Genomic DNA, 25,188 nt, shown 5'->3' on the forward strand with positions numbered 1-25,188 from the left:
GCCACCCATGCCGAATTTAAGCCCGGCAAACCAGAGAACTCTTACATCCAACTATGGGACCAGCGACTCACCCTGGAGGATGTGAACAACTTAGACTGGCAGCTGCCCAACTTAGAGCTTTTGGTGTTGAGTGCCTGTGAAACAGCCGTAGGCGATAGCAATGCTGAGCTAGGTTTTGCGGGACTAGCCCTAAGATCCGGAGTTAAGTCAGCCGTAGCTAGCCTTTGGGATGTTAGTGATTTAGGCACATTGGCCTTGATGAGTGAGTTTTATCACCAGATCCCCCAAACAGCCACTAAGGCTGAAGCACTGCGCCAGGCTCAGCTGGCACTACTCAAGGATCAAACTGACGCTGTTGATCTCAGCCAACTACAAAAATCATATGGAGAGAAAGCCCTGGCTAATGAAAGCTTAGGCTCATTATCTCATCCATTTTACTGGGCCGGATTCACCATGATTAGCAGTCCCTGGTAATGCCAGAGCCCCCCTGTCTCAAGTTCTTACCTTGGGGCAGGCAGGGCTTTCACTGGCTACAGCACAATCTTGCAAACAAGGCTGCTGATAAGCGTCTTCTGTCTCCAGCGGCGGCGGCGTTTGGCCAAATACCATGTCGCAGCTGAGATCCTCAAAATTAGGTGTCATGGTCAGAGGAATACCAAACTTTTCAGTAAAAAACTGCTGTGTGGGTAGTTTGCACATGTTGACACACATGCCCACACAGCCACTTTGTTCTAAATAACGACACTTTTCGATGTGAACCGCACTTTTTTGCTGCCGTTTTTCACCAGAGGCGGTTGTGACCTCAGCCAGCTGCACCGTGCAAGGACCCACTAGCCATTCAAATAGCTGGGTGGCAAACCAGGCATTGAGTTCACACACCAACTGGGTAGGCGAGAAAAACGTACGAATCCCCCACAGGACCGGTGCTGGCACCAATGACTGCAAAACGACAGCAACCAGCTGTTGTTGCTGTTGCGAACTGCGACCTTGCATAATCTTTTGCGAGAGTTCTACAAAGCCGTCATAGCCAGGCCGACTGCTACATTCACCAACGGCTTTAGACATTTTGCTAGCAAACAGACGAATAAAAAGCTGGTCAAAAAAAGAATCGTGGTAGGTCGTTTTTTCCACTGCTAGATTTTGCATGAGTTGGGCCGTGCGTCTTGTCTAGTAATAGCAAACAACCACCCCTGCTGTCTTAGGCAGAGATGGTTGTTGTAGTGCTTGGGATATGAGTCCGTGCCTCGGCATTCGCCAGTCACGACTCTACCCATCCTCAATTTTTAGCTGGAAGCAGTACTAGTTCTTATTGCGCACTCCACGATTGTGGCGAATGAGGTCATGGAACGTAGCATCTTCAGAGAGCTCTGAAGGGCTCGATACCTGATGATTTGGACCAAAAGTTGTTCTAGCTTGGGCAGCAGACGTCACAGCAGTCGCTGCAATCAAAACGGTCAAAACATATAAAAAAGAGCGTTTCATGAGTCAAGATCCTTATAAGTAAGATGCCTATTACCGATGGGTAGGTAGATCGGTAAATCCCCTCCATCGGCAACGACATCAGATGATTTATTTACTTGACTAAAATCATGATCTATGAATCTGAATTATTCCTGATACGGATCTGAATAAGTCTTAAGCATCACCATAGCTGGCTAAGTATCCTGGACTCCCATCTCTGAATATCGCCCATGAGCAAGCAATTTGAGCTAGATCACGTTTTTATTTTGACCAACAAAATAGGAGCCCCCGAGGCCGACAAACTGGTGGAATTTGGCTTGGTAGAAGGCCCACCCAATATCCATCCAGGGCAAGTAGAAAACCAAGGACAAACTATGGACTTTTGCCCCCATCTGCCATTGCGGCTGTGTTGGTAACCATCAGATACTTGACTGTCAGGTAAATGACCACCATGCCTAGCCAAAGGGCAGAGGTCAGCTGACGCAGGTAATTGGCTTGCCATAGGGTAATCAGGCCGAGAGCAATACCATTGGCTATTAAGACGGGCCAACGGGCCTGCATCGGAAATGGCCGAATCGGTTCAAGGCTGTGGGGATATAGCTGAATATTGGCAGCTGTATTAAAAAAGAACTGACTCACGAGAAAAATTACCATGCCCAGCACCAGATGTTGCCAGGCCAGATAAAACCCAATGAGTTCCATGGCAACCGTAATTAGGGTGACGCCATAGAAGATGACTACACGACGATCGGCCAGGGAAACCTGATAGACATTGTGAAGATCAACCCAAGCCATGCGCCCTTGGTCGATACATATGAGGATGAGGGCAACAGCAATAGTAGGACTACCCGTAGTCAGATTGGCTGTTGGCAACAAGAGGTAGTACCAGCCAATACCGCCAGCGGCAATCCAAAACAAAACAACTATGGCCCGCGTAGGCCAGGGTCCTAAAGCAGCTTGCATTGACCCTGGTGACGCATCAGATGATCGCACAGCACCAGAGCCATCATGGCCTCCACCATGGGTACCGCCCGAGGCAATACACAGGGGTCGTGGCGACCGCGACCGGACAGTGTGGTCTCATTGCCCTGCTGGTCTACGGTTTTTTGCTCTTTGAGAATAGTGGCTGTAGGCTTAAAGGCTACGCGAATAATGATGTTTTCGCCGTTGGAAATTCCCCCTTGGGTACCACCAGAGCGATTGGTGCGGGTGCGAATATTGCCGTCAGCGTCAGTGTAGAACTCGTCATTGTGCTGACTGCCGGTGAGAAAGGTACCGGCAAACCCGGAGCCCAGTTCAAACCCTTTGCTGGCAGGCAAGGACATCATACCCTTGGCGAGGTCGGCTTCAAGTTTGTCAAAAACGGGGGACCCAAGACCTTTTGGCACTTTGCGGGCCACACACTCCACTGCGCCACCAATGGAATCGCCGTCTTTGCGCACCCGATCAATGCGGGCAATCATTTCATCGGCAAAGTCAGGATTCGGACAGCGGACAATATTGCTTTCCACCTGTTCCAGGGTGACGCTATCGGGGTCGATGGGGGCCTCTATGTCCTGAATCCGTTTGACGTAGCCAACAATTTCGATGCCAGCCACCTGACGGAGAATTTTTTTTGCGATCGCACCCGCCGCTACCCGACCAATGGTTTCCCGCGCAGAAGAACGACCGCCTCCCTGATAATTACGAATGCCGTACTTAGCATCGTAGGTAGCATCCGCATGGGAAGGACGATATTTCGTTGCCATTTCCCCATAGTCCTGGGGACGCTGATCTTTGTTACGCACCAAGATTGTAATGGGTGTGCCTAAGGTCTGGCCCTGAAATACCCCAGAAACAATCTCGCAGGTATCCGTCTCCTTACGGGGTGTGGTGATTTTGCTCTGGCCTGGCCGTCGTCGATCCAGATCCACCTGAATTTCTTCAGCAGAAATTTTTAACTGAGGTGGACAACCATCAATAACAACACCCACACCACCGCCATGGGACTCGCCAAACGTAGTAATGCGGAATAGGTGACCGAAGGTATTGCCCATAGGTTTCAAGAAAGGTGTTTGAAAGCCTTTCAATCCTACCGTAGGACGCCCCTCTGAGGACGGTCCATTGCCATTGACTAACGCAACCGCCAGTACTCAACCAACGTCATATCATGATCCATCTTCATCACATTACGCGGGTTGATGGCCGTGCCTTTGAAATAGACACCGTAGTGTAGATGAGGCCCAGAAGAACGACCAGTATTACCTAGATACCCCAGCACATCACCGCGCTTGACCCTAGCCCCAGACGCCACAGCGACCTTTGACATGTGGGCATACAGAGTCTCGTAGCCGTAGCCATGCTTGACGGTGACGGTATTACCGTAGCCACCATAGTACTCAGCCCGGCCTACCACACCTTCCGCAGTAGCCACAATAGGGGTGCCATAGGGGCCAACAAAATCTGTGCCCTCATGGGTTTCATAGGAAGAACCCCCAAAGGGATTACGACGCAACCCAAACTCAGACGAAATATCAATCGGGCCACCAATGGGAACTCCATCTGGGTAGGCGGCCATCTTCGCTTCTTCTTCAGCAAGCGTTTCTTCCAACGCAGGCTTAATGCTGTCATCCAAAAGATCACTCAGCTTAGGCAGCTTTTGGCTAGCTTTCTCATAGAGCTCAACACCATCGACGGTCACAGCTTCCCCACCTCGGGGAATACCGTCATCTGACACACTATTCTGGTTACCCAACTCAGGCAACCCAGCTCGCTCTTTTAGATTTTCAATTTCAGAATCTAACGTATTCAGATCAGTTAGAACCTGATGAGCCTGATCCGTAAGCTGCCGGTTTTGATCCGCCAGCTGAACATTACTCTGGAAAAGAGAAAAAATAACAGCCCCCAGCCAACCTAAGGGCACCCCAAGCAGGACAAATGCAGCGATCATTCCGGCAAGTGGGGTAAACGTAATCGTAACGGGAGTCTGCCCAGTACGAGTAACTAAAACTGTGTAACTTTTCAGCAATTGCCGACGCATAGGCATTGAACTTAAGCGCTTAAACCGAAAAATATTAGCTATTTAGCCAATATTTTGGAACGCTGTACCAATCTGTACGATAAACAGCCTGATTATACGGGGATCACATCAAGAAAACGAAAAACAATTTGAAGAAACGTATAAAGTAGGGAAAGAACATAAGTAAAACTTAATAGTTCACTCTACCTTCATAACTTAATCTGTCCGGACTAACGTTCATTTTTTTCAAACAGGGGCAGATTAACCACTTGGTAGAGTTTGTAGCTACAGTTTTCCGCAGTTCGGCATCACTATAACAGCCAGCAGTTTTTTTCAGCGCAGTTTTAAGAGGAGCTATGTCAACAAAAAGGTCAGACACCATCACCTGGTTAGATGTGAACAGTTGGCAGTTCAACCTGGCAGGGCGTTCCCTGCTAGTAGATCCATGGTTAATAGGAGACCTGGTTTTTAACAACGCAGGCTGGTTGATTCGTGGCATTAGACCCCGACCAATCCCCATTCCCCAGCAAGTAGACCTATTACTGCTTTCCCAGGGCCTAGCTGATCATGCCCATCCAGAAACGTTGGCAGCACTCGATAAATCAATTCCAGTAGTTGCTTCAGCCGCTGCCGCCAAAGTAGCCAAAGAGAAAGGGTTTACCGATGTCATCAACCTGCCCCCTGGGCAAAGCCATCGTCTCGGTGATGATTTACTCATTGAGGCCTTACCAGGAGCCCCCATTGGTCCTCTCACCCAAGAAAATGCCTATATCATCACTGTCTTAGATACAGGGCTGCGCCTATACTATGAGCCCCACGGCTATCCTGACGTTGCCCTGGCTACGCGTCCTCCGGTCGATGTGGCTATTACCCCCCTGGTGAGTTTGACATTACCCGTACTCGGTCCTGTTATTCGGGGCGGAGAGGGTGCCCTAGAACTAGCCCAAAAGGCAAAACCCCAGTGGCTATTGCCCACAGCCGATGGTGGCGATGTGGGCTATGAAGGACTACTGGCTAAATTTTTAACGGCATCTGGAGGTGCAGATGTGGTGCGATCGCAACTCGCTAACGCCAATCTTTCCACAGAGGTTAAAACCCTACGCCCCATGGAAGCTCTCACCCTAGATCTAAAACCTCAGACACCGGCAGCGGCGGAAACCGTTTAGTCGCTCCTCTCCGCTTTCCACTCGCTCAAGCCTTCATGACCCATCCCGTCACGATCAAGTTTAAAAAACTCAACCCTGAAGCCGTAATTCCCGGCTATGCCCACCCCGGTGATGCTGGTGCAGATTTAGTGGCCATCGGCGCTCACACACTGCAACCACTCCAGCGGTTAGCCATTCCCACCGGTCTAGCCGCAGAAATCCCCCAGGGATATGAAATGCAGGTGAGACCCAAAAGCAGCCTGGCCCTTAAATACGGCATTACGGTACTCAACACACCGGGTACCGTCGATGCCGGGTATCGTGGAGAAATCAAGGTAATTCTGATCAACCTGGGACAGTCTGCGTTTGCGATTAACCCAGGTCAGCGCATTGCCCAGATCATTATTGCCCCAGTGCTTCAAGCTGAGTTTGTAGAGACAGCGCAGTTAAACGACTCCCAACGCGGTGAAGGTGGGTTTGGGTCAACCGGGACAACCTATGGATAAATAGTTTTGAATAAAGAACCAATAACTAATAACTCAATTAAAAGTCATCCAATACATCCGGATCAATATCCTCATCCTCCAAAATGTCGGTCAACGATGACGGATTGGCATCACCAGGCTTAGGTTTGGGCGGTGTTATTTTTTCGATGATACTGTTGGGTGCCAGGGACCCGTTGCCATTGGATGAACTGCCATTGCTAGCCACAGGTGGAGGACTGCCCCCCAAAGCCTCACTCAATTTTGGTCCGTAGGCTTCTCCCGCCAGAAAATGTCGACGAATTTGAAAAATTCTGAACTCCAGCTCGTCAATGGCATTACGAGCAAGCACTTGCGCCTCTTCTTTAGAAACCTCATCCTCATAGGCCCAGGGTAAATAATAGGCCTTAAGAGCTCGAATTACGGACTCTCGCATATTCACCATTTTGTTGTCGCGCAAATGATTAACAATACGACCTTCAACGGTGTCGGGGTCGGAGCTAATACTAAAAGAAACACGCTTTCTGGAAGGAGGGTTTTCGTTCTTCGGTGTACTTTTCTTTTTAGCCACGACTCCTCCCTACAGCGAGTTTTTGGAATTTTAGCGCGAGCCACTTCGCGCCGCCATAGCAGTCACAGAATCGTAGCTGATCAATATCTGTCTCCAGGTCTAAATTGGCCGCAACTTCTTCTTGCAAATCTTCCAACCAATTCACCGTACAGAATGTGGAGCGTTCTTCAAAGTACTCTTCTAACTCATCCCGCAGCTGGGCCGCTGTTCCACCACTGACTAGCACCTCATAGTTGGGGACACTGACAGCGGCCAACCACTCATTCAGACGATATCGCACCAGCTCCCAATAATAAGAATTTGCCTTTTCTCGACGCTCAGCCAGGGGATATCCCTTCCTAGGGCGATTGGGAAAAACCACTCGGGCTGAATTGTTGATCAAGGCATCATAGAGAAATGGATCGTCCGAGTTGCAGGGTAGATCTTGGGCAACAGCCTTCAAAAGCTGTTGATAGCCAAGACGTTCGGTGCTGCTAGGTTCTCCCTGGGGTGGACGCCCCCCGTTAAACAACAAAAAGCTCAGGTCTCGATGGCCAAACATTAGCACCACAAAGGTTTTCTTAGAGCGTTCTTTCTGTTGCGATCGCTGCACTTTACGCCACTGCACTAATCCCGCAGCCTCAGGTAACACCTTAACGTTGCCAAACTCCAGAAAGATGTCTTGGCCACGATAGGTGAACATCTTATGACCCAAAATTTCACTGGTCAGGGCCTTATAATCAGTCAAATATTCGTTAAAGGGAAGAGCAATTCCCACATCCAGGGTGATCCGTTCTAACTCATGCTGGTGGGCAAACTCACCAATTATCCCGAGGGCACGAATATGGGCTAAGGCACTTTTAGGCAAGCTGCTTGTTGCTTTATTGGGACGCCCCTGGGCATCAATACCAAGGGCATAGGCTGGCGTTTCTGGATCAAGCTGCAGATAGCTAATCGACTCTAGACCTGAACCTATCTGCTCCCCCTGGGCCTCAATAATGGTCAACTCAGACGGAGGCATATCTGCCACCAGGGGAGGACACTGATAGGAGTAAAACCGTTCACCATCATTAAGAACGGCCTTGGTGCCAGAACTACCTAAATCGATAAAACACTGATATTGAGCCATGGGGATACGGGCAAAGATATGCCGAGTAGTACGTTAGTACGCTTATTCTAGTGGATTCATTTTAATCGAACGGGCGCTGACAATATATCGCAATCGATACGTTTTGTTGGTAGCGTGCCCAGGCACACAACCATATCAGCAGCGTCAGGCAAACCTGAGTGACGTAGCTAACAGGATTTTAGATTAAGCACTATAAGCACTATATGTAGCGCTCAACTTGAATTTCGAGTACTAGAAGGCAATATGATACCTGCCATAGGCATTTTTGTGAAGTGATTTTCTGCTCTGAAATTTAGTCGGCTTGGGGCATAGGCAACATATAGAGTAAGTTAGCTAAAATTCCTTGAATACTCTCATGGGAATAGACAGCTTCTGAATGCGCCTTTAAACCTGGTTTCTGAAAAGAAGGGCGCTCTCCATTTATCTGTCCCCACTCCACCGCCACTTGGCGAGAAAACTCATATAGTATCTGGGGCTGCTCAACAATATCAGTCACAATTACTTGCAGTGCCACCAGCGGAGTATCTAAGTATTTACCCACTCTCACATCGGTTTTAACCCAACGCTGCAAACAAGGCTGCAATGCCCCGTCTGGATCGTTTAAGCATTGTTCAATACATTCATTAATGGCCGCTAGCGCTCGTAAAGGGCGAGGCACCATCGCCTGGCTGCCCTTAAGAAACGAGCCTCCCTCGCGACCAATGGCTTCACCTAGACTAAATTTACGCTCTGCTCGAATTTCGCGTTGTAAGCCTGGAGGTAAGGGGTTTTCAGAAACAGTCATCAGACCAGCACTAGGATATCTAAAATCACCGTATCAGAATCACGCTAGTATCCTCACGGTGGTTCATAATAACGGAACCTTATACGCATCTTGCTTAGTTCATGGTCGGTGATAATGGCGAGCTCAGCCCCAGAACCTACATCCCCGATTTGTCGCCTTCGGCGGAGGTCCACAAAGATCACTTTATTGTGTGTGGTTTGGGCAGCTTAGGTCAGCAGATTATTCTGAATTTGACCAAGTTTAGTTTTGATTCCTTTGAGGTCCAAATCGCCGGCATTGATCGGGCTCCGGTAACAGAGTGGGAAGTGGAGAACCTACCGGATATGCTCAGCCAGGTACCAATTGTGGGAGACTGTCGCCGCGACCATGTGCTACAGGAAGCTGGCATTGAGCAATGCCGTGCCATCTTAATTGTCACAAGCGATGAAAGCACCAACGTACAAACCGCGATCGCAGTACGACGATTAAATCCCCAAGTCCACATTATTGTGCGTTCGTCCCGCCATGGCCTCAATCAGTTACTCAATCGTCAGCTGGGTCGGTTCGTTGCCTTGGATGCGACGGAACTGCCAGCCATGACCTTTGCCCTGGCTGGGTTAGAGGATAATACCCTCAGTGTCTTTAATATTGATACGTTTCAGTTTCGGGTGGTGGAGCGGCAGATTACTGCCAGGGACCCGCAATATTGCAATATGCCAGTGCATCGGCTCCATCGCCAGCAAGTGCGACTGCTAAATTTAAAGCCCTTTAGCAATCCCCATCAGCCCATTGGTTGGGCAACCACAGCATCATCCATGTTTCATCGTTGGCAGCCCCACGTGCGGGTACAGGCTGGCGACCAGGTTGCGTATGTGGAGGTGAAAACCCTCACCCACAGCCAGATTGAGCATATGCCTACACGGTCAGGGCCATGGTCAAAGTTACGCCAGGGCATTGGGGATGTGATCGATGGTGAATGGCGGAGGCGACTGTGGGGGTTTTGGCACAGTGCCAATCAGCAATCGTTGCGTCGAGTGGTTGCGATCGCACTCACCACCGCCCTAGTTCTCTGGACTACGGGCACTCTGCTGCTATATTTCAACATTCCCACCATCAGCTTTACCAAAGCCATTGTCTTAGGAGCCATTCTTATTCTCGGTGGCTATGGCGATGTCTTCGGCGGCTTTGAAGACAGCGGTGCCCAAGGGTGGGTGCTACTGACCTGTCTGCTCATTGCCACAGTCAGTTTATTGATGGTGATCGGTGTTTTGGGTTTATTGGCAGACCAGCTACTCAGTTCTCGCTTTGAATTTCTACAGCGTCGCCCCAAAGTACCTAAGAAAAACCATGTCATTGTGGTCGGGCTGGGACGGGTGGGCAAACGAGTGGTCCGCATTTTGCAGGATCTACGCCAGCCTCTAGTGGCCATCACCCATCATTTAGACAGCCCGGCTTTGCGTAATCAAATTCCCCTACTAGAGGGACCCATGCTGCAACAGCTGCAAGAGGCCCATCTGTCCACAGCCCGGAGCGTCATCGCGGTCACTGATGATCCGGTCCTCAACCTTGAGGTGGCACTACTGGCAGCAGAAGCTCTAGAAAATGAGAAACGACCGTTTACACCGGTCATTCGTACCCTGAGCCAGTTATTTAGCGACAATATTAAAGCGTTTTTACCCCAGGCCCGCTCGTTTTCAGTCTATGCCCTATCGGCAGAAGCCTTTGCCGGGGCTGCCTTTGGAGAAAATATTTTAGGTCTGTTTAGGCTTAATCAACAGACGATTCTGATTACGGAATATGCCATCGAGTATGGCGATACCCTTAATGGAAAACCCTTGGCAGAGATTGCCTATGGCTATGGTGTTGTTCCGATCTTGTTGCGTCAGCGTCAGCCTAGTAAACAGTATCAAGACTATCCAATGCCCTCGGATGATTTACGAGTGCATCTCGGAGATAAGCTGTATGTACTCTCCTCCATCAATGGATTACGCCGTATAGAACGAGGAGAAATGACCCCCCCCCGTCAGTGGCTGTTAGAAGTAGATTCCCCCCTAAATCCCACCATGCTGTCAGAAGCCGGTAGCCTGCTAGCAAAGCTATCCAATGTGCAGCTAGACAAGTGTCGCCAACTGATGAAAACTCTCCCCAATACGCTACAGCTGTCCCTTTATGATTACCAGGCCCATCGCCTGATGCAAGAACTAAAACGATGCGTTCCCATTCGCCTCTCGCCTCTCAAGTAGGAGGTATTGATTAAGGTTAGTAGGAGAGTGATCTGAATTTTGTATAAACGCGGTTTGTTTAGAGATAAAAGCGTTCTGGGAACAGGATAGCAAAATGCGACAAAGCAGCTCGCCAATTTTTAATCGGAGACACGATTGGGTTCTCTTTCTTACGGGCCATGGAGCGATCTCTTGATGTATATGGATGATAGATCGCTTACACAAAAATCAATACACTCTCCTGATCTACGATGCCTGACGACAGTACTTCTGAATCTCTTCAGGAGCCTCGTCATGGGTCTCTAAATAGCCCTCTAGCCAATTACAGCTTTGGTTCAGCATTTTATCCAACAGCTGGGTTTTACCCCCACTAATATCTAAATCTAAATCCCACAACAATAATCGATCGTCTTCTCCTACAGTGGCGATTAGCGTTTTATCTCGACTCATGCTCAGGTTGGTTACCCGATCTTGGTGTCCTCGCAGAGTGGTAACCAATTCCCCTTTAGATAACGACCATAGCTTTACCGTATGATCATAGCTACCAGTGGCAATCAAGTCATTCTGTTCATCATGGCTAAATTGAATCGATACAACGCCATCTTTATGCCCTTCCAGGGTGTTGAGCAATTTTCCATCTGTGCTCCAAAGCTTTGCTGTACCATCCGCACTGGCGGTGGCGATAGTTTTACCATCGGGGCTATAGGCGACTTTATGCACCCATCCCTTATGCCCTTCTATGCGCCTGGGCACCTGTCCCTCAAATCTGTCTGTGGCATTAATTTTGTTGTCGGGATCATAAATGATTTCGTAGACTTTGCCATTGTCCGCGTTCTCTCCCAATTTTCCATCCAGGTTCCACAGGTTGACAAAGTGTGCCCAGCCAGAGGTGGCCAGGGTTTTATTGTCGTCACTAAAGGCGATGCTCAATACATCCTTGGGAAAATCAACAATCTTGGTGACCAAGGTGCCGTCCCGTCGCCAAATGTATACCGAACGATCCGCCGCTCCTGTGGCAATAAACTGACCATCGGGGCTAAAGGTGACCGCATAAACAGGTCCTTTGTGTCCTTCTAAAGTGGTTAGTAATTTACCATTGCGGTCCCACAGCTTAGCGGTGTAGTCTGAGCTCGCCGATGCCAGAATTTCTCCGTCTGGACTGTAGCTTAACTCCCAAATTACAGAGTCATGGCCAGACAAGGTCTTGATTGGCTCACCTTTACGGTTCCATAATCGAATATTATTGTCAGCCCCCGCCGATGCAATCACTTGATCATCAGGGGAAAAGACAACGCTGTAGACATTGGCCTGGTGATCCCGTAGGGAGGTAATCAGGGGTCTATCTAATTCCCATAGGCGAATGGTGCGATCGCCACCGGCTGACACTAGCAAGCCATCCTCATTAAAATGGACTCTGTGGATCTGAGCACTGTGGCCAAATACGGTGGCAACCGGCTCCCCAGCCAACGTCCAAGTTCTAACCGTTTTATCCCAGCTGCCAGAGGCTAGAAACTTTCCATCCGGGCTAAAGCTCACATCGTATACCAGGGCATTGTGACCCCGGATTTCTCGAATGGGTTGTCCGGTTGCACTCCACAGACGGATGGTTTCATCCCAACTAGCTGATGCCAGGGTTTGACTATCCGGGCTAAAGGCCAGTCCTTTAACTTCAGCATTATGGCCCCGCAAGGTTTTAAGTGGTTTACCATCGGGGGTATACAGACGAATGCTACGGTCATCTGCCCCTGATGCGAGTAATTTGCCATCGGGGCTAAACTTAACCACCCGAACCGCTGCGATGTGCTGGGTGAGCTCTTTAAGGGGCATGCCGTCTTGTTGCCAAAGCCGGACACTTTTATCTTCACTGGCCGATGCTAATGTGCGTCCATCGGTTGCAAATGCCACGGATGTGATCGGTCCAGTATGGCCTTCCAGAGTGGTTAACAACTCATTTTGTGCGCCTAGTTGTCGAATCTGAATCTGGCTATTTTCTAGACCCATGGCCAATCGTTCTCCATCGGGGCTAAAGGCCACACTGAGCACCTGGGTATCATCCACTTTAATTTCTGCTAACTGATTGCCATTGATGCCCCAAACACGAGCGGTGCCATCGGCACTGGCGGAGGCAATCATTTGACCATCGTTGCTAACGGCGGTATCCCAGATGATGCCATCGTGGCCCTCTAATCGATTACGTTCCTGCACCCAAAAGACAGCTTGCTGTAGCGTGGTGACCACCAGGGCGCTATCGGAATGCGTTCGCTCATTATTTTTAATGGCAATGCCCGCCAGTGTCGCCTCTAGAAGTGCCTCAAAGGGCTGATGGGAGGCGAACAGGGCCAATGAGGTTTCGGTCTGGGCCAATACCGTTTTGTCTTCAGCTATTGTTTGTTGTTCTTCGGCTCGCGCTCGCTGTGCCAGGGCTTCTTGCTGGTTTCTTTTAGCTTCTAGTCTTGCTTGATTGGCGATTATACCAAGTGCGATCGCAACCAAAGAAATACAACCAATTACCCCCATACCAATTTGCTGCAAGCGAATTGCAGAACGCTGCCGACGAATCTCTTCAGACGCCGATGCCGTCACAAAATCTTGCTGTAGCCGGGTCGGCTGCGGTGTCTTTCCCTCAGCCTCTAATAGCCAGGTCTCTGTTTCCCGACGGGCTTTACCCCTGAGCAAAAGACTCTCATCACGATCCTGCTGATCCCAGTCTAGAGCTTGCACTAACAAGCGAGTATGAAAGCGAGTATAGGCTGGATCCGTTTCTAATGCCCGCAGCAATGTACTCAGGTTTGTCTTAAAGTCTTTCTTTTTACTGTGGAAATCAATCCACTGTATGGCTTCCAGGGCAGGATGCAACTCCTTAGTATTGACACGCTCATATAGCACCGTCAACATACGTTTATTTAAACTCCGGGCATAGTCGACTTCATCAGCACAGTAGGGAGACTGAATCGAACGAGGAGAAATAATAAACAGAAAGTGATCGGCACCTTCAATGCCATTGAAAATCTCTTCTTTATAGTTAGCAGCACCAGCCACAATACTCTCTTGATCAAACCAGGTGGTTTTACCATGGACCTGGAGCTCTTCATTTAGCTCACGGGCAAAGTCAGCATCTGCTCTGGAGTAAGAAATAAAGACATCAATGGATTGATTGGGAGGTTGTTGTAAACTCTCTTTAATAAACTCTTCTTGCAGCGGTAGTAGTCCTTGCTGGCCATGTTTACGGGCAACCTTAAGCCAGGCCTCTGCATGACGTAAGCTATGGTTCCGCAGTAATAGGCTTTTATTCTGCTCATTACGCTGCCACTTAAGGGCCTTTACCAGTAGCTGTTTGTGCCGCTGATAATAGTCGCCATTCTCCTGCAACTGCTTGACCAGTTTAGCGATGTCTCTCCCATAGGCACTGCCATCAATATCATTTTCGTTGACAAAATTAATAAATTGAATGGCCCGCAAATCGTCAGCCATCAGGTTTAGATCAAACTCACGCATCCTTAGCGGAATTATTTTCTTATTTAATTTGCGAGCATAGTCCAGTTCTTGCTGGCAATATTTAGACTCAAGGGACTTGGGAGACATCAAATAGACCATGTAGCTGGCCTCTTCAATGCCTTTATTAATTTCCGTCTGGAAGTCACCCCCTACTCGAATATCAGTGCGGTTAATCCAGGTGGTAAACCCTTCTCGCATTAAGGCCAACCGTAGTCTATCCATTAACTCCCGATCTTGCTCAGAATAGGAGAGGAAAACATCGGTCATTAGACCGTTGGCATTTTTGATGCTTTCTGTAATAAATTCACAGTGCAACGCTGTGGGTTCACAGGGGGCCTGTTGTTCTGCGTTGAATTTTTGCCTTAGCCAACGTTCGGCCTGCTGCCGGTTTTGCCCAATTAACAGGTATTGTGATTGTCTTTGATGGCGCTGCCAGGCTAAGGATTGAGCCAGCAGTGTAGTATGTTGGTGCACATAGTCCTGCTGTCGTTCAAAAATATCGAGCAGGCCCTGGAACGATGTTTGAAAATCATCAATGCCCTCTCGGAAGTATACCCAGTTAATTTTGCTGATAATTGGGTGCATGTTAGGGAAGCTAGAGTGCAGCCCCTTTGCCTGATAGTCTTGCCAATCGGCCTCTGTACCGTTGGGATGGCGCGACTGCCAGGTATCGCGATCAATGCTTTCCACATGGAGTAGGGGAATGATGCGCTTCCCCAACCGCAACGCGTGCTCAACTTCTAGACGGCAGTAAGGTGAATTGACCGAATGGGGGGCAATTACAAATAGAAAGTTTTGGCTGCGCTCAATGCCATCGTCAATCTGATTTTGATAGTCCACTCCCAAGGGAATGTCGTCAAAATCAAACCAGACTTCTAGCCCCTGCTGTACGAGACAGTTATTTAACTTGCTTGCAAATATTTTGCTATCGGCTCTGCCATAGGAGATAAATGCATCCTGTAAAGCAAATGTAGCTGATGACATGGAATTTCAAGAATTATTCAAGATTTCACCCAATCAGCAACAGGTGGTAGATGTGCTGATGCGCCATAACCGTATATTGTCTATACGCAGGTGCTGTTTTTTACATTAATAGCTTGTTTACAAGTAAATGAAACCCTGTTTGGCGAATCTCTAAGGTGAGTTAACACATATAAAGAAACGCCTTGCTCGTATACCTATACTTACTATATGTGGGCTCAGACCCCTTGTATACCCACAATGCTTTACCAGGGGCTCCCTACTAGACTAAATGCAGCCCAATAGTAGGGGTGGCTAAAGTCCCGCTGACCTTCAATCACTAGCTCAACGGGTAGTTTTTGGGCCTCACCCAGGCCCTTGAGCTGATCACCATCCACGAAAATATCACCACGGATCATGGCTAGCTGCGCCTGACGCAGGGCATCTGCCTTAATGATGGGCTGGCTTTCTTGCAATTGCCGATAAAATTCAATCATCAGGGCTGCTGAAGCCGCATCACTCACATTCCACAAACTGGCAATGGAGGTTTTAGCACCGGCCAGTACCGCAAAACCGGCAAACCCAAGCTCAGCAGAACGATTGCCTAAAGCAGTTTGACAGGCACTCAGGGTCAGCAGTTCCACCGGGGGCTGATTGAGGCCCAGGGTACGCATTTGGTCTAAGCTCAACCGTTCGTTGTAAAGGTAAAGATAGGACTTGGATAAGTCTCCTACGTTAAATTCGCCATGGGTGGCTAGGTGAATAATGCCATAGGGACTTTGCTGGCGTTCCCCCTTCAGCTGGTTGACGCTAAAGGCACTACCTTCTAAGACCTTACTCGTCCATTCAGATGCGATCGCATCTAACTCCACCGGCACCCCTGGCAAAGCCGCCTGATCGACAAACGTAGACGTTCCAGCTATCAGCGCACTGACATTACTAATGTCCTGATAGGTCAAGTCCGTCAGGCTCAGACTCGGCATCAGCCCAATGTTGTAATTTTGGATAATGAAATTTTCACCATCATGCAGGGTAGCTAATGGCAAAGAACGCAGCCCTGCATCGGTCACAAAACTGAGCGTGTCAATATTTTGTGCCTCTAGGTGAGTTTGCATAGGCGCAATCAGCCATTGGTAAAGTTGCTGGGCAGACCTGAGATAGCTAGTATCCCTTCGACCAGCACGGGTCGGTATGGACACCTGACGGCGCAAGCGCTGGGCCATCGTCAGAATCTCCTGACGTGTGACATCCAGGGCAATAAACACTGGGTCTCCCTCTGCCGTAATCAAAAACAGTTCCAGGGGAGCTGATGGATCGGGAATCGTTAGGACGTTGCCCGCTTCATCAGTCTCTCCATCCAGACCAAAAACGGCATAAACCAACGCTGGTCGCCTACCCGTTTGCTGTTGTATTGTCAACAGCTGACGTTGAGCATTGACCAACTCTACTGTTTCTGTCGACGGATCTAAATCCAGTTGCAGATAGTCATTAAACTCAGAGGTGAGGCGGTCTTCAAGTTGTGCAAATTGTTGCTCCACTGTGGAGGTGCCAGATTGCCCCACATCCACTGGTAAAGGATTGGAACGCACATCCTCATCCACCAATGGGTCAGTAACATTGTCTGGCTCTTCTGGCTCTTCTTCTGGCGGCGGCGGTGGCGGTGACGGCGCAATTTCTGTCAGAATTTTAATATTGCCAATGTCCTCACCTCCATCAAATGGTTCCTCTATCACCACATCAGAGAGAGTCAACGTTCCTGTCGTAATATCGCCTTCAGTACCATTGACTGCGCTACCACCACCAATAATAAAGGGGGTTTCCGTACTACCGCCATTATGGGAAATGGTAATATTGCCATTAGTGTTGCCGCCCTCTGTCAAAATTGTGGTGGACGAAGGCAACAAAACTCCGATACCTCGAACAAAGCCGTCAAATGATTCGATATTGACCTCTCCACCTTCGGCAGTAGCACTGCTAGCATCAATCGAACTAAAAACAATATCGCTGTCCGCAATCAGGTCAACGTTGCCTGCCAATTGAGCTATTTCACTACCATTCAAGGTACTTGTATCAATCTCACCAACTTGGATAGATGTTTGTGATTCAATAAAAATGTCACCACCGGCACTAATAGCACTCGTGACAATGTTGTTTATATTAACAGCACCATCAGCTTGAATCGTTATATCTCCCCCTCCTAGAGGCGATGTCAGGAATTCTACCGATTCAGTTAATCGAGCCTGTGCTGTTTGAATCGGTGTAGATATGGTGACGGAGCCTTCTGAAGCTTGGATATCCACATCTCCAGACGATGTAATGAGATTACCCGTGACATTAATATCACCTTGAAACGATTCAATAATTAGCGTCCCATCACCAAGACTGATATCACCGTCAACCGTAATCTGTTCATTAGCCTCAAGAGTGAGATCTAAATCATTGGGATCAGGCACTTCAAAAGTCTCGGGTACTTCATCAGGGCCAATGCGGATCTCAGGTCTAGTCGCTTGACCATCGGTAATATCAGCTAAAATTTGGATCTCACCTTCAGCGATCAAACGTAAGCTACTGTCAGCATCAGCATTGTCATAATCCAGAGGCACTTCCAAAATAATGTTGCCTTCCCCTGGTGTATCACCGGTAGTGCGGACTTCAATATTTCCCCCTTCGGCAAGAGCGCTTTCAATCAGCTCTACACCTAATGTGGCATCAGTGGTTAGAGCCCCAACTTCAAAGGGATTGGTAGGGCTCACATTAGTCGCACCAGTCCCATCTACAATACGAATATTAGCCGGATCCAATAACCACAAGCCACCTGCACCGTTCGCCGCCGTAATATCTGGTGTGGTGCGAATATCCAACAGGGTCAAACCACTGGTTTCAATAAAGCCGCCATCTCCGCCATTATTGCCACCACGAGCAAATAACTGGCCAGCTATCCGCAAAAGATTCGTGCCCCAAGCAACAATCTTTCCACCGTCACCATTGTCTCGCGCATCGGCCCTAACAACAGAAGTCTCATCAATGAATGTGGTGGTTGCATTCGGAACACTGCCCTGCCCTAACTGATCGCCACCAATGAGAACTGTGCCGCCACCCGTCTCTCCTGAAGCGTCCACAGAGGCATCCACAAGCGCAATCTGCTCACCCAGAATCCCGATATTGCCGCCGTTATCTGCTTCTAGCTGGCCACTGACAAGGGCTGTGCCCGCCTCCACAGGAGTCTGTAATGAAGAGCCCGATAAACTTACCGTACCATCAGGGTTTACTGTGATATCGGTTGCCATACCCAAGTCCGCCGCACCAGTAAGCAAAGCAGGGATTGTTGCAATTGCAAAATCAACGCCTGGCGGCTCCCCTGTCTCAGGTAATGTTTCCAATTCCAAGCCTAGAAGCGATCCCGTTTGACTTAAACGTACCCGATTTTCTCCAGGCACCGCCATCACCAAAATTTCTCCATTGGGGGCCGACAGCTGTCCTGTATTAATGACCTGCCCACCTAATAAGGTCAGGGACTGTCCAGCCGTAACGGCGAGGTTACCTGTATTAACAACTGCACTAGCCACCTCATTGGCAAATACATAGCCAGTGGGTGCACCACTAAAGAGATTAAAATCATTGGTGCCTAGGGCGTCAAACACCTCAGAACCAAAGGCCAATCCAGTGGCGGTTGACGCTGAGAATGAGCCGCCTAAATTAAGCTGAGCATTCTCTCCAAAAAGAACACCCGCTGGATTGACTAAATAAAGATTGGCGTCTCCACCAACGGACAACAATCCGTCAATGATAGACGAATCACCACCGATAACTCGACCAATAATGTTTTCAACAACAGCTGGATTGCTAAACTGTGCAGCTTCCCCGGTAAGTAGACCAAACTGATCAAAGCTATGGAACAGTATCGTATTATCGCCAGATAAATTGCCCCCATCAATTTGATATTGATTACCCGCTTGCTGCACCGTAGTGGCTGGATCTGCTGGGGTAATGGACTGGGCCTGAGCAGTCGTCGTCAATGCGGTAGACCCTACTAACGTGATTAAAAACGCAGCAGTATGATGGCGGTTGAATAGACGGACCATAACAGGGTATGAGTAGAAAACCTCGCTAGGGATAACCAAACAAGCCGTTGCTGATTAGGTCTCAATAACGACTCCAAAAAAATTAAGTTTGGCCATTCCTGCTGGGGATGAACCCAAGTTCCACTATAAACACCCGCAGCGCTCCTGCCATCACTTACTAAGATGATTAAAGATTTGTCTCTCTAATACATGCAGCCCAAAATAGGTTTGTTAACTAGCCTCAAGGGGTATGTGATTCCTCACGTTGTCTTGTTAAAAGAGTAGAGATGACATTAATGCGACGGTCTAATCTGGCAATTTCTGTTGATTCATTGAGCTGTTCATAGGCATCACGGGCCTGATATAACTGCTCCAGGGCATCGTCGAATAAGCCTAAGGTGGCATAAACATTAGCTAAATTAACGCGAGTCGTGGCTTCACTGAGACGATCAGCATTCGCCGCAGCCAGGGTTAATGCACGTTGATAAGACTCTATGGCCAGCTGATTGAGACCACTTTTGCTGTAGGTGTCGCCCAGGGCGGTATATACCAAATCAGAGGCTTCAGGGCTATCCGCCAACGATTGCAAAATAGTCAGCGCATCTGCGTACATCTCTTCTAAAAAGAAAATACCTGCCCTGGCTAATGCGGCTTCTTCAAGGAGTTCTCTATTGTCAGATGTGGAGTCCGCAGGCGTAATGGGAGTGACATCAGTGAGTTGCGATCGCAATTCCTCATAATCCTCTTCAAATATCAGCTGAAACCCTGACTCGTAGTAGCCCTCGTCTAGATCAGACGATACTCCTTGATCCGTCACCACCTCAATAGAGTAATAGTGTCCGGGTTCTAGAGACACGTATTGAGGAAAATCCAGACTCGGAGTGTTGTCCAGGGTGGTCTCCTGCCACAGGGCAAGCTCAGGCTGATCTCGCTCAAATGTCCAACGCCAAATCCTCACGGTATAGCGCCTGGTTCCCTCCACAGGATTCCAACGGATCGTGTAAGGCTGAGTTGGACCTGGCTCTTGAATCCAGGCATTACGCGGTGAGATCACATAGGGAACAGAAGCATCATTACCGCCAAGGATACGTCCAGTGCGTTTGCCCCCGGCCCGAGTATTGGAAGCAGTCCCCCGTCGTCGGGCACAGGCCTGCCAAAAAAAACAGGCATCCGCTACAGGTGGGTTGAGCGCCGGTTCAACTACCCCTATGCCTAAAACAATTGTTAGGGCAAGTAGTGGATAACGGTATGACTTGAAATTATGCTTCAGACGTTGATATCGAACTGCGAAAAAGCTAGACAATTTCCGGCCAATGATTTTGGGCTGCCTGATGTCTAAGCTTCGCAATATGTCTTTAAACATAGTAATTACCCTTTACGTAAGCGATAGGTCATGTAGCCCACTACGCTGCCGGTAAGACCCCAGCCAACTAGTGCTGGTACCCAAGGTACCCAGATCACGAAACCTGCCATGAAACCATAGCAAGCTAACGTCAACACCCCGACCGAGCTAACAGCCGCTATCAGCACTGGCACAGGTTTGACAAATCGCCAAAAGACCACACCGCCCATGCCAGACCAAAGCAGGATCCAACCCGCCTCCTCAACAAATGACCACCAGCGCATCAGGGGGCGGTCCTCTAAAACGGCATTGATCAGCTGAGAGATCATCTGGCCGTGCAGGTAAACTCCGGGAACTGAATCGCCATAGGGAGTATTGAAATCATCGGAGTTGCGATCGCTAAAATCCGTGTAGCCAATCAGTACGATCCGATCGCGGATTAGCCCAGGATCTACCTCATTTTTAATCACAGCTTCAAGCGAAACCTGCTGAGCAAAGTCTTTAATCCGCGCCCCAAACCTCTCTTGAGTGTCTGGATCCTCATAGGTCCAAAAATTGAGGAGAGTTTGTGCTCCACCCAGATCACTCCACTCCCGTCCTCCCCAATTCTGCCATGTTTGCCGTCCAGTATCAGTATGATATGCAGTGCCATTTCCACTACTAAGATTAGGCAGAACTATATCTCCTACAACAACCGAATCAATATACTCTCCCCATTGATCACTGCCTATAATAACTTCAGAGGCGATACCCTCAGCGTCAAGATAGGTCTTAGCCAATAACAGAGTAAAAGATTCTTCTGAAACACAAGGGCTATCATCGCCAACCCAATGAAATAGAAACTGACGGCGAACAATTTTGCCTCCATCTTGTAGAAAGTTGGCAAACCCAACCCGTGCCTCAGGCATCTCGTTACCAATATCACTCACTTGAGCGCTGGCTGTCTGACAAATACCAAACAGATTATCGACCCAAGCCAGATCATTGGCGAGATCTCCCTGCGCTGGAAAATCACGGAAAAAGTCCAGACCGATCAAACGGGCATCATGGCTATTGAGCACCCGAATTGCTTCTGAAAGCGCATTCTCAGGAATTGTGCCAATACCAGGTTCATACTGCCCATCAATCATTTGTTCCCGTAGCCACTCGCCGCTGGGGGCATCCACCTTAACAATTAGCAGTCGTTCATCCTGTTCAGTCTCATTGGGTCGCCACCGTAGAAACTGGTCGTAGGCGCGAGTTTCTAGAAGTTGAAGCCCACCAAATAGTCTTATAACAGAAACAGCTAAGGCACTGACCACCGTCGTCAACGCCACGGAGCGGGTCTTAATTTTCTTAAATGGCAAGGCCTGGCTCGCCTCGATATAGGCCTTTTGCAGTGCCGTAACCGGCGGTGTTTTATCGGTTGCTTGCTGTAGCCAGCTTACAGAATCGGCCAAATCATTGCCTCGCAGCAAGAAGCTGTCATCTTTCTGCGCCGCATCCCATTCTGCTGCTTTAACCAGGAGTCGAGTGTGCGATCGCACATGAAAAGGCTCACTTTCCAACGTTCGAAACAACTCGCCAAAATTCACTAAGAAATCTCCACCATGCCGTCGAAAATCACTCCAAGGTATCGACTCCAGACCATCTGGCACAGTGGACTTGACCACATCCCGATAGATAACTGGCAAAATCCGCTTTTGTTGTGACTGTGCATAGCTCAACTGAGTTAAACAAGCCTCACAGCGCACTGAACTCGGCGACAACATAAACAAAACATTTTCAGCATTGTCCATCAGCTGCTGAGTATCGTCCCAGTGCTCCATCTCCCCTGCTGCCCCTTCTGGAGAGAGCCAAGAACTCTTGCCTTGAATTAATAGGGTTTCATTTAGCCGCTGGGAAAAGTCCACATCATCAATGTGGTGAATAAAAAATACCCCCAGGGTTTGATCAGGGGATTGCAGTTGGCTAGCTTCTAAAAATGCCAACTGCAGCGGCAGCACGCCACCAACCACTCGATCTTTAGCCGTTTGCGCCCAGGCTAAGAACGTGTCTTGCATCCGGTGCTGCAACAACAAACTAGGATTTTGCTTCTGGCGTTCCCACTTAAGCGCTCGTACTAAAAGTCGCTTGTGTTGATTAAAATATCGGGCATCCTGACGAATCGTGCGTAACAGCTCTGCTACATCCTCTTCTAAATCAACCGCCGTCTGGTTGTCCGTTAAGTTAACAAACTGAATCTTACGAATTTTATCGGGCAACAGGCTGACATTAATCTCTTCCACCAAGATGGGAATCACACGCTTATTGAGATCCAACGCCTGGTCAATCTCCATCTGACAATATTCCGATGCCAGGGATGCTTGGGATATCAGGTAGACGATATTATCAGCTTCCTCAATTCCACGCTGGATAGCAGCCTCAAAATCTTCCCCCATGTGGATATCCACTGTGTCGGTCCAGATAGTGACGCCTGCCTGGAGCAAGTTATAACGTATCAGCTCCTTGGAGGTTAAATCTTCTTGGGCATAGGACAAAAATACTTGGGTCATGCCGCCATCGGCAGCTTTAATACTCTCGGTAATAAACGTTGACTGGGATAAACTGGGCCTACAGGGAGGCTGCTCAGCCGAAAACTCCGTTAGTAACCAGTTTTGAGCCCTTAAACGATCTTCTCCCATCAATAGATAAGAGACCTGATTTTGATGCCGTTCCCAGGCGAGAGCACTAATCAAAAGCTCAGTGTGCTGATGTACATAGTCTTCATGGCGATGGCACAGTCCCACAAGGCCGTCAATTGCAGCGGTGAGGTCATCTATACCGTCACGGGCATAGATCCAGTTAATCTTTCCAATTTGAGGATGCATGTTGGGAAAGCTGGAATGCTTGCCTGTAGATTTATACGCCTGCCACTGTTCTTCACTGCCTGCAGGGTTACGGTCTTTCCAGGTAGCATAGCTAATCTCTTCCACCTGCAAAATAGGAATAATCCGCTTGTTATATTTCAAGGCCAGAGAAATTTCTTTGGCACAGTAAGGAGAGTGAACGGAGTGGGGGGAAATGATAAAAATAAAATTGTGGCTTTTTTCAATGCCGTCGTTGATTTGCTCCTGAAAGTCTACGCCTAGGGGAATATCATTTTGGTCAAACCAGACTTGGAACCCCTGGTCATTCAGCCGCTGCCACAAGTCCGTAGCAAAGGCCTTACTATCCACTCGACCATAGGAAATAAAGGCATCGTAGAATTGATTAATGCCTTGACTCGCCTGGATATAAGCGATGTGCAAATCGGTGGGAGAGCTGCCAGGGGGACCAGGTTCCGACAGCCAGGCTTGGGCCATGGCAAAATCCCCAGACCTGAGCAAAAACTTGCGATCGCGCTTCTGCCGCTCCCAAGCCAGGGCCTTAACCAATAGCCGTTTATGTTGTTCTACATAGTCTGCCGCCGTTCGCAGGGTACGGATGAGTTCATCCACTGCCCGGTCAAAGTGAATATCGGACGCTAGCGACGAGAAATCAATAAACTGCAGCATCCGCAGATCACTAGGCAGTGTTGCCACATCCATGGACTGCACCAGCAGCGGGATAATCCGCTTGTGGTAGCGACGGCCATGGGCCAACTCCTGTTGACAATACTTTGAGGTCAAAGAATTGGGAGAAAGCAACAGAACAATATTGTCAGCCTTCTCAATGCCTTGATTAATAGCGACTTGAAAGTCTTCAGCTGTTGGAATATCAACGGTATTAATCCAGACTGCAAACCCCTCACGCATCAAGCGCTTACGCACCTTCTCCTGAATCTCCATATCTTCTTCGCTATAAGATATGAAAATCTGGGTCATCTGATCGTTCGCTAACTTCAGACTCTCCGTAATAAACTCACAGTGCAAATCGGTGGGAGTGCACGGGGGTTGCTCATCTTTAAAGCGAGTATCTAACCATGCTTGTGCCTCAGCTAATGCCGTTTCATCAGTTAGCAAGTAGCGAGACTGCCGCTGTTGGCGCTGCCAATCAAGGGCACGAACCAACAGCTGAGTATGTTGATGGACATAGGGCTGTTGACGGGTCAAGATAGCTTGCAAACCAGCCATGCCGGTCTCAAAGTCATCAATGCCCTCACGAAAGTACACCCAGTTAATTTTGCTAATTTCAGGATGCATATTTGGAAAACTACTGTGCACCCCCTTTTCTTGAATGGCCTGCCAACCACTGATATTGGCATCAGGATTGCGTTGTTGCCAGGTTTCATAGCTAATTTCCTCCACATGTAGCAGCGGAATAATTCGCTTATTGCATGCCAAAGCCAGCTCAATTTCTTTGGCACAGTAAGGAGAATTAACGGAGTGAGGAGAAATAATAAATAGAAAATTATCCGCCTTCTCAATACCGTCATTGATCTGATTTTGATAGTCCACACCTAAGGGAATGTCATCAAAGTCAAACCAAACCTCTAACCCCGCCTCCACCAGACGATCATTAATTTGCCTTGCAAATAACCGACTGTCTGCCCTGCCATAGGAAATAAAGACGTCTTGCAGAGAAGAAGATGGTAGCGCCATGAGATTCCCAGTATCAGCTTTACATCTCCCCCATGGCTA

17 protein-coding genes are annotated in these 25,188 nt (G+C 48.7%); 5 read left to right on the forward strand and 12 right to left on the reverse strand.

The genetic code is table 11. The features are described 5' to 3' along the window. The coding region (locus DXZ20_RS31060; RefSeq protein WP_163703672.1) for a CHAT domain-containing protein at positions 1-474 on the forward strand (474 nt) is incomplete at its 5' end. Positions 475-492: 18 nt separating this feature from the next. On the opposite strand, the gene DXZ20_RS31065 is transcribed toward DXZ20_RS31060, so the two are convergent. Both DXZ20_RS31065 and DXZ20_RS31070 read right to left on the reverse strand, forming a co-directional pair. After that, positions 493-1,146 carry a DUF4033 domain-containing protein gene (locus tag DXZ20_RS31065; RefSeq protein ID WP_163660884.1) on the reverse strand — a complete coding sequence of 218 codons (654 nt, stop codon included), beginning with the start codon at positions 1,144-1,146 and terminating at the stop codon, positions 493-495. A gap of 153 nt (positions 1,147-1,299) precedes the next feature. Beyond that, a complete protein-coding gene (locus DXZ20_RS31070; protein ID WP_163660882.1) occupies positions 1,300-1,482 on the reverse strand; it encodes a hypothetical protein in 183 nt (60 codons plus the stop codon). Between the two features lie 209 nt (positions 1,483-1,691). On the opposite strand from DXZ20_RS31070, the gene DXZ20_RS31075 reads away from it, so the two are divergent. Further along, positions 1,692-1,877: a hypothetical protein gene (locus DXZ20_RS31075; protein WP_163659052.1), complete on the forward strand. Its 186-nt coding sequence runs from the start codon at positions 1,692-1,694 to the stop codon at positions 1,875-1,877. Here DXZ20_RS31075 and DXZ20_RS31080 read toward each other — a convergent pair. The 3 genes from DXZ20_RS31080 to DXZ20_RS31090 form a co-directional block, all read right to left on the reverse strand. Next, positions 1,834-2,424 (reverse strand): hypothetical protein, encoded by a 591-nt coding sequence (locus DXZ20_RS31080; RefSeq protein ID WP_163660880.1) that lies wholly within the window; start codon positions 2,422-2,424, stop codon positions 1,834-1,836. The two genes, DXZ20_RS31075 and DXZ20_RS31080, sit on opposite strands and share 44 nt — an antisense overlap. After that, complete coding sequence (aroC, locus tag DXZ20_RS31085; protein ID WP_163660878.1) at positions 2,409-3,497, reverse strand: chorismate synthase; 1,089 nt, start codon at positions 3,495-3,497, stop codon at positions 2,409-2,411. The genes DXZ20_RS31080 and aroC overlap by 16 nt, the downstream gene beginning before the upstream one ends. Before the next feature lie 77 nt (positions 3,498-3,574). Further along, positions 3,575-4,486 (reverse strand): peptidoglycan DD-metalloendopeptidase family protein, encoded by a 912-nt coding sequence (locus DXZ20_RS31090; protein ID WP_250564719.1) that lies wholly within the window; start codon positions 4,484-4,486, stop codon positions 3,575-3,577. Positions 4,487-4,815: 329 nt separating this feature from the next. Here DXZ20_RS31090 and DXZ20_RS31095 point away from each other — a divergent pair, with 329 nt between their 5' ends. Together DXZ20_RS31095 and dut are read left to right on the forward strand one after the other, a co-directional pair. After that, entirely contained in the window at positions 4,816-5,625 is an 810-nt protein-coding gene (locus tag DXZ20_RS31095) for an MBL fold metallo-hydrolase (protein WP_163660876.1), read from the forward strand. 35 nt (positions 5,626-5,660) lie between these two features. Then, positions 5,661-6,110, forward strand: coding sequence for a dUTP diphosphatase (dut, locus tag DXZ20_RS31100; RefSeq protein ID WP_163660874.1), 450 nt, complete (start codon positions 5,661-5,663; stop codon positions 6,108-6,110). A gap of 37 nt (positions 6,111-6,147) precedes the next feature. Here dut and DXZ20_RS31105 read toward each other — a convergent pair whose 3' ends face one another. From DXZ20_RS31105 to DXZ20_RS31115, 3 genes are all read right to left on the reverse strand, one after another. Then, the gene (locus DXZ20_RS31105) at positions 6,148-6,657 is read right to left on the reverse strand and encodes a hypothetical protein (RefSeq protein ID WP_163660872.1); all 510 of its coding nucleotides are present in this window, start codon (positions 6,655-6,657) and stop codon (positions 6,148-6,150) included. After that, complete coding sequence (locus DXZ20_RS31110; RefSeq protein ID WP_163660870.1) at positions 6,650-7,765, reverse strand: ParM/StbA family protein; 1,116 nt, start codon at positions 7,763-7,765, stop codon at positions 6,650-6,652. Before DXZ20_RS31110 ends, DXZ20_RS31105 begins: the two co-directional genes overlap by 8 nt. Before the next feature lie 292 nt (positions 7,766-8,057). Further along, entirely contained in the window at positions 8,058-8,549 is a 492-nt protein-coding gene (locus DXZ20_RS31115) for a hypothetical protein (protein WP_163702757.1), read from the reverse strand. A gap of 101 nt (positions 8,550-8,650) precedes the next feature. Between DXZ20_RS31115 and DXZ20_RS31120 the strand changes: the two genes are divergently transcribed. Continuing rightward, positions 8,651-10,771, forward strand: coding sequence for a potassium channel family protein (locus DXZ20_RS31120; RefSeq protein ID WP_163702758.1), 2,121 nt, complete (start codon positions 8,651-8,653; stop codon positions 10,769-10,771). 225 nt (positions 10,772-10,996) lie between these two features. On the opposite strand, the gene DXZ20_RS31125 is transcribed toward DXZ20_RS31120, so the two are convergent. The 4 genes from DXZ20_RS31125 to DXZ20_RS31140 form a co-directional block, all read right to left on the reverse strand. Continuing rightward, positions 10,997-15,229 (reverse strand): toll/interleukin-1 receptor domain-containing protein, encoded by a 4,233-nt coding sequence (locus DXZ20_RS31125; RefSeq protein WP_163702759.1) that lies wholly within the window; start codon positions 15,227-15,229, stop codon positions 10,997-10,999. Between the two features lie 242 nt (positions 15,230-15,471). Beyond that, positions 15,472-19,287, reverse strand: a complete 3,816-nt coding sequence (locus DXZ20_RS31130) for a CHAT domain-containing protein (protein WP_163702760.1) — start codon at positions 19,285-19,287, stop codon at positions 15,472-15,474. A gap of 220 nt (positions 19,288-19,507) precedes the next feature. Next, positions 19,508-20,629, reverse strand: coding sequence for a tetratricopeptide repeat protein (locus DXZ20_RS31135; protein ID WP_163702761.1), 1,122 nt, complete (start codon positions 20,627-20,629; stop codon positions 19,508-19,510). 5 nt (positions 20,630-20,634) lie between these two features. Beyond that, positions 20,635-25,149, reverse strand: a complete 4,515-nt coding sequence (locus DXZ20_RS31140; RefSeq protein WP_163702762.1) for a TIR domain-containing protein — start codon at positions 25,147-25,149, stop codon at positions 20,635-20,637. Between the last annotated feature and the right edge of the window lie 39 nt (positions 25,150-25,188).

Origin of the sequence: Adonisia turfae CCMR0081 (genome assembly GCF_011009555.1) — a bacterium.
Classification (GTDB): Bacteria; Cyanobacteriota; Cyanobacteriia; order Phormidesmidales; family Phormidesmidaceae; genus Leptothoe; species Leptothoe turfae.